Source organism: uncultured Anaerotruncus sp. (genome assembly GCF_902490045.1).
Classification (GTDB): Bacteria; Bacillota; Clostridia; order Oscillospirales; family Ruminococcaceae; genus Anaerotruncus.
In genome coordinates, this window is sequence record NZ_CABUCJ010000136.1 from 1 (window position 1) to 5,950 (window position 5,950).

General features: G+C 61.3%; 7 protein-coding genes. All 7 read left to right on the forward strand.

Going from position 1 to position 5,950, the window contains the following annotated elements:
• Positions 1–258 precede the first annotated feature (258 nt).
• Positions 259–756 carry a biotin/lipoyl-containing protein gene (locus tag RDM88_RS11290; RefSeq protein WP_308754938.1) on the forward strand — a complete coding sequence of 166 codons (498 nt, stop codon included), beginning with the start codon at positions 259–261 and terminating at the stop codon, positions 754–756.
• A 13-nt stretch (positions 757–769) separates the two neighbouring features.
• Positions 770–2,173, forward strand: a complete 1,404-nt coding sequence (locus RDM88_RS11295; protein ID WP_308754939.1) for an oxaloacetate decarboxylase subunit alpha — start codon at positions 770–772, stop codon at positions 2,171–2,173.
• A gap of 201 nt (positions 2,174–2,374) precedes the next feature.
• Positions 2,375–3,637 (forward strand): hypothetical protein, encoded by a 1,263-nt coding sequence (locus RDM88_RS11300; protein WP_308754940.1) that lies wholly within the window; start codon positions 2,375–2,377, stop codon positions 3,635–3,637.
• Between the two features lie 187 nt (positions 3,638–3,824).
• A complete protein-coding gene (locus tag RDM88_RS11305; protein WP_308754941.1) occupies positions 3,825–4,703 on the forward strand; it encodes a YicC/YloC family endoribonuclease in 879 nt (292 codons plus the stop codon).
• Between the two features lie 12 nt (positions 4,704–4,715).
• The gene (gene remA / locus RDM88_RS11310; protein WP_101548914.1) at positions 4,716–4,976 is read left to right on the forward strand and encodes an extracellular matrix/biofilm regulator RemA; all 261 of its coding nucleotides are present in this window, start codon (positions 4,716–4,718) and stop codon (positions 4,974–4,976) included.
• Positions 4,969–5,586: a guanylate kinase gene (gene gmk / locus RDM88_RS11315; RefSeq protein ID WP_308754942.1), complete on the forward strand. Its 618-nt coding sequence runs from the start codon at positions 4,969–4,971 to the stop codon at positions 5,584–5,586. The genes remA and gmk overlap by 8 nt, the downstream gene beginning before the upstream one ends.
• The gene (rpoZ, locus tag RDM88_RS11320; RefSeq protein WP_308754943.1) at positions 5,573–5,782 is read left to right on the forward strand and encodes a DNA-directed RNA polymerase subunit omega; all 210 of its coding nucleotides are present in this window, start codon (positions 5,573–5,575) and stop codon (positions 5,780–5,782) included. Before gmk ends, rpoZ begins: the two co-directional genes overlap by 14 nt.
• Positions 5,783–5,950 lie beyond the last annotated feature (168 nt).

Sequence of the window (5,950 nt, forward strand, 5' to 3'; positions counted from 1 at the left end):
AAGGGCCACATCGACGACGTGGTCGACCCCGCCGACACCCGCGCCGCGGTCATCTCTGCGCTCGACATGCTCGCCGGCAAGCGTGTGAGCACTCTGCCCAAGAAGCACGGCAACATCTCGATGTAACCCGGCGCTGGCCCGCCGTCGCCGCACGGACGCGGCGGATACCTACCGATGCAGGCCGGCCGCCCGGAACCAGTGCGGCCCGGCAGACCATATCAACCCCAAAAACAAATTATATTTCAGGAGGATACAGTCATGAAAAGATTTAACATAGTTGTCAACGGCAGGGCTTACGACGTACAGGTTGACGAGCTGGCTCCGGGCGCGGCTCCCGCCGCTCCGGCCCCGACGCCCGCTCCCGTCTACGCCGCCCCGGCTCCGGCTCCCGCCGCGATGCCTTATGCCGTGCCCTCCCCGATCCCGTCGCCCGTCGCCGCGCCCGTGGCCGCTCCGGCCCCCGCGCCCGCCCCGGCTCCCGCGCCGGCTCCCGCTCCCGCGGCTGCCCCGGCTCCCGCGCCGGCCGCCGCTCCCGCCGCCGGCTCGACCAACATCACCGCGCCGATGCCCGGCAACATCCTCGATGTGAAGGTCAACGTCGGCGACCATGTCGAGGCCAACCAGCTCGTGCTCATGCTCGAGGCGATGAAGATGGAAAACGAGATTTTCACCCCTGTTGCCGGTACGGTTGTGAGCGTCCATGTCAAGAAGGGCGATTCTGTCAACTCGGACGATCTGCTCATCTCCATCGGTTAAGGGGGAATGATCCATGGCTCAAAAGGTTAAAATTTGCGAGACCATCCTGCGCGACGCGCACCAGTCGCTGATTGCGACGCGCATGCGTCTGGATGAGATGCTCCCGATCCTGCCCGCGATGGACGAGGTTGGCTTCTACTCCTGCGAGTGCTGGGGCGGCGCGACCTTCGATTCGTGCATCCGGTTCCTCGACGAGGACCCGTGGGAGCGCCTGCGGACGATCCGCCGCGAGATGCCCAACACCAAGCTGCAGATGCTCTACCGCGGCCAGAACATGCTGGGCTACCGCCACTACGCCGACGACATGGTCGAATATTTCGTCCAGAAGTCGGTCGACAACGGCATCGACATCATCCGCGTGTTCGACGCGCTCAACGACATCCGCAACCTCGAGGCGTCGATCCGCGCGGCCAAAAAGTCGGGCTGCCACCTCCAGGCGGCGATGTCCTACACCCTCAGCCCGGTGCACGACATCGACTACTTTGTGGACTACGCCAGGCAGCTCGAGAGCGCGGGCGCGGATTCCATCTGCATCAAGGACATGGCGGCGCTCATCACGCCGTCCGCCGCGTATGAACTGACCGCCGCGCTCAAGCAGGCCGTCAAAATCCCGATCAACCTGCACACCCATTACACCTCCGGCCTCGCCTCGATGGCGGAGCTGAAGGCGATCGAGGCGGGCGTCGACATCATCGACACCGCGATGTCCCCGCTGGCGATGGGCACCTCCCATCCCGCGACCGAGTCGATGGTTGCCGCGCTGCAGGGCACCCCCTACGACACCGGGCTCGACCTCAAGAAGCTGGACGTCGTGCGCGCCCACTTTGCCAAGCTGCGCCAGAAGTACCTCGACGAGGGGCTTCTCAACCCGAAGGTCATGGGCGTTGACGCGAACACGCTGATCTACCAGGTGCCGGGCGGCATGCTCTCCAACCTCGTTTCCCAGCTCAAGCAGGCCGGGAAGGAGGACCAGTTCGAGGATGTGCTCCGCGAGGTCCCGAACGTCCGCAAGGACGCGGGCTACCCGCCGCTGGTCACCCCGACCTCCCAGATCGTCGGAACCCAGGCGGTGTTCAACGTCATCATGGGCGAGCGGTACAAGATGGTCACCAAGGAGTTCAAGGGGCTGGTCAAGGGCGAGTACGGCAAGACCCCGGTCGAGATCGACTCCGCCTTCCGCAAGAAGATCATCGGCGACGAAGAGCCGATCGACTGCCGCCCGGCCGACCTGCTCGAGCCGGAGATGGAGAAGATGCGCGCCGAGTTCCCCGCCGAGTACCTTGAGCAGGAGGAGGATATCCTCACGATGGCGATGTTCCCGCAGGTCGCGCCCAAATTCTTCGAGTCCCGCAAGAACAAGAAGTACGGCGTCGACGGCAGGCATGCCGACAAGGCCAGCAAGGTCCACCCCGTCTGATCAGAATTTTATAGAAAAGAGGCCGCCGGGTTTTCGGCGGCCTCTTTTCCGCACTTATGTGTAAAATTGCAATTTGTGACAAGGCTTGACACTGAAAACAAATAAATGATATACTAATTTTGTAAATTTACCCAATATTTTGATTATATGTTGAGTAAAATTTACAAATAGTATTATTTGGGACGTTTGAGGAGGAGAAAGATGAAAAAATTGTTATCAACCCTGTTGGCCTTGGCAATGGTATTGTCAGTTGGTGTGACCGCATTTGCGCTGGAAGAATGGCCGCCTGATGAGGCGGCAGACTTGTTGGCAGAGTTGACTTTGCGAGTCCCTGCTGATGGAGTCGTTTTGCCCACGTGGTATATTCTGGCTGAGCCGGAAGACAAAATGAAACCCGGGATTGAGGACGGTGATAATCCTGATAACAACGATCTGAACGACACGGTGTTATCGGGTTCTACGCTGTACATTCCTTTTGTACTTTCAGATGCTGCTTTCCAAGAGAATACCAACATGGACCATTTCAACAATGAATTCTGGAAGATTAAGGCAACCGCAGAGGATGGTTCAAAGTATATTTCGTCCATAAAAGTTGTCGAGAAAAAGCTGGATGGGTTGAAACGGCTGGATGCGGAGCAGGACGGCTGGGACGCGGGAGACTGGAATGGAACAGGTTATACGAAAGGAAAACGTTGGTGGGTGCTGGAGATTAAGCTCAAAGAGTTTCCCACCGATGATGAGTACAAGATTTCCTTCAAACTGACATCTACCGCGAAAAAACCGATAGAATGGGGTAATAGAGATGTACATCCGGACCCTCCCGTGGAATATGCAGGCATTATCCCGGCGGGGACCAAATGCACCGTCTACACGGCGCCCTTCTGGGTTTCCAACCGCGGCGTGAACGCGGACGCGGACTTTGCGGCGGGGAGCCGCGGCGAGGTGCTCAAGCCCTCTAAAAATGAGGACAACGCAATCACCTGGGAGGACAACAATCACACCCTCGCGTGGCTCGACTTTACGGGTGATGACGACGGAAAAATCTTTTATCCGAAGATGAAAACCCAGTGGGACGACCAGGAGTACGCGGAGAGGTTCGCGGATCAGGACGCTTACCTCTACGACTTTCTGTTCAGCCCAAAGCTGGCCGCGACGAGCCGCGCGACATTGAAGCTGCGCATCCCCTTCGTGGATGAGGACGGGGAATTGTCTGCCGATCCGGAGGAGATCATGGTCTGCCAGAAGATTGACGGAGAGCTTTCCGACATCACGGCGTCGGGCAAAATCCGCGAGACGGATGACGGCGATTGGGTCTTTGAGACGAAGGTACGGTCGCTGGGCACTTATATCATTGCCCAGAAGCCTGCGCCCGCAGCGGAGGAATCCGCCGCTGCGGTGGATCCGGCTGCGGAAGCTCCGGAAGCGGCCGCCGTAAAGCGTGTGCTTCCCTCCTTTGCAAAATAACCATCACCAGGAATTCCCGCGGAGGGGCGCCGGCCGGCGCCCCTCCGCTTTTGCATACGCGCCCTTTTGCAGAGGCCGGGCCAAAGCCCAATGGAAATTGACAAAAAGGCCGTTGTGGGGTAAAATATCTAGATACAGAAATGTGCGTCGGCGCACGCCAAATCGACATAGAGGATGGGTTACACGGATGGTCAAAAGCATGACGGGCTACGGCCGCGCGCAGCGGATGCTGGGCGGCCGGGACATTACGGTGGAGATCAAGTCGGTCAACCACAGGTTTTTTGAATTTTCGGCGCGGGTGCCCCGGGCGTACGGATATTTGGAGGAGCGCCTCAAAAGCTACGTGCAGGGGCAGATTTCCCGCGGCAAGGTGGAAGTCGGCGTCACCATCCTGACGGTCGAGGGGCAGAACGCGGTCGTCGAGGCCAACCGGGAGCTGGCGGGCGCCTATGTGGCCGCTCTGCGGAAGATCGGCATGGAAGCGGGGCTCGAGGACGACCTGACCCTCTCCACTCTCACACGGTTTTCCGACATCTTTACCGTCCGCCGCGAGGCGGAGGACGAGGAGGAGATCTGGGCGGCGGTCAGGACGGTTACGGACGAGGCGGTGGACCGCTTCGTCGCCATGCGCGCCGCCGAGGGCGAACGCCTGCGGGCCGATCTGCAAAACCGGCTCGAGAGCATCGGGCGGGGCGTCGCGTTCGTCAAGGAGCAGTCCCCCCGCACGGTGGAGGCCTACCGCGAGCGGCTGACCGCGAAAATCCGCGAGGTGCTCGCCGACCGCCAGATCGACGAGGCCCGCATCGTGACGGAGGCGGCGGTCTTCGCCGACCGGGTCGCGGTGGACGAGGAGACGGTGCGGCTGGAAAGCCACCTCGCCCAGTTCCGCGAAATCCTCGGCCACGACTGCCCGATCGGGCGGAAGCTCGACTTCCTGGTGCAGGAGATCAACCGCGAGGCCAACACGATCGGTTCCAAGGCGCAGGACGTGTCGGTCGCGCAGGTGGTTGTCGACATCAAGAGCGACGTGGAAAAAATCCGGGAGCAGATACAGAATATCGAATAAGGAGAACGCAAGATGAAGCTCATCAACATCGGTTTTGGCAACATGGTGTGCGCCAACCGCCTGGTGGCGATTGTCAGCCCCGAAAGCGCCCCGATCAAGCGGATCATCCAGGACGCGCGCGACCGCGGCACGCTGGTCGACGCGACCTACGGCCGCCGGACCCGCGCGGTCATCATCACCGACTCCGACCATGTGATCCTCTCGGCGGTGCAGCCGGAGACGGTCGCCAACCGCATGGTGGATGAGGACGACGAGGTCGAGGACGATGAGTGAGGGTACGCTGATCGTCTATTCGGGGCCGTCGGGCGTCGGAAAGGGCACGATCCTGCGGCCCTATCTCGAAAGCCACCCAAAGGCGGTGCTTTCGGTGTCGGTGACGACGCGCGCCCCCCGGCCCGGAGAGACGGACGGAGTGGAATACCACTTCATCACGCGCGGGGAGTTCGACCGGCTGGCCGGGAGCGGCGGCCTGCTGGAATACGCGGAATACAGCGGGAACTGCTACGGCACGCCGCGCGCCGAGGTGGAGCGCCACATCGCCGAGGGGCGGGACGTGGTGCTTGAAATCGAGGTGCAGGGCGCGATGAAGATCCGGGAGAGCTTTCCCGAGGCGGTCTTCGTCTTTATCCTGCCCCCCTCCTACGGGACGCTCCACGAGCGGCTCGCCGGAAGGGGCACCGAGACGCCGGAGGCGATGGAGGCCCGGCTGCGCACGGCGCGGTTCGAGCTCTCCCACGCCGCGGAATACGACTATGTGATCGTCAACGACGATGTGGAAAAGGCGCGCGAACAGCTGGGCGCGATCATCACGGCGGCAAAGTGCCGCACCCGCAACATGAAAAAATTTATCGATAAGGTGTGTGAGTTTCATGAGTATGCTTAGGCCCTCGATTACCTCCATCATCAAGCCGGGCGACAGCTACTATGCCTTTGTGGTCGCGGTCGCCAAGCGCGCCCGCGACATCGCGCAGGAGCAGGAGGAGGAGCACGCGATCACCGAGGAAAAGCCGGTGCAGAAGGCGGTTGAGGAGTTTGCCGCCGGGAAGTATAAGATGGGGAACCTCCATCCGAAGGAATAACGGCAAAGCGGCCCTGCTCTGACAGGGCCTGTTTTGTTTTTCACGCCCGGGAGGCGATGCTGTGAAAGAGAAGAATACCCGCCTGCTCGCGCTGGCGGCGGCGCTGGCGCTGCTGCTGCCCGGCTGCGCGCCGCGCGCCGGGGAGACGCCGTCCGCGCCCGCTTCCCC

What these genes read in the sequence shown, in the direction of transcription:
- RDM88_RS11290 (WP_308754938.1), top strand. Translation starts at nt 259, where the DNA reads ATGAAAAGATTTAACATAGTTGTCAACGGCAGGGCTTACGACGTACAG.
- RDM88_RS11295 (WP_308754939.1), top strand. Translation starts at nt 770, where the DNA reads ATGGCTCAAAAGGTTAAAATTTGCGAGACCATCCTGCGCGACGCGCAC.
- RDM88_RS11300 (WP_308754940.1), top strand. Translation starts at nt 2,375, where the DNA reads ATGAAAAAATTGTTATCAACCCTGTTGGCCTTGGCAATGGTATTGTCA.
- RDM88_RS11305 (WP_308754941.1), top strand. Translation starts at nt 3,825, where the DNA reads ATGGTCAAAAGCATGACGGGCTACGGCCGCGCGCAGCGGATGCTGGGC.
- remA (WP_101548914.1), top strand. Translation starts at nt 4,716, where the DNA reads ATGAAGCTCATCAACATCGGTTTTGGCAACATGGTGTGCGCCAACCGC.
- gmk (WP_308754942.1), top strand. Translation starts at nt 4,969, where the DNA reads ATGAGTGAGGGTACGCTGATCGTCTATTCGGGGCCGTCGGGCGTCGGA.
- rpoZ (WP_308754943.1), top strand. Translation starts at nt 5,573, where the DNA reads ATGAGTATGCTTAGGCCCTCGATTACCTCCATCATCAAGCCGGGCGAC.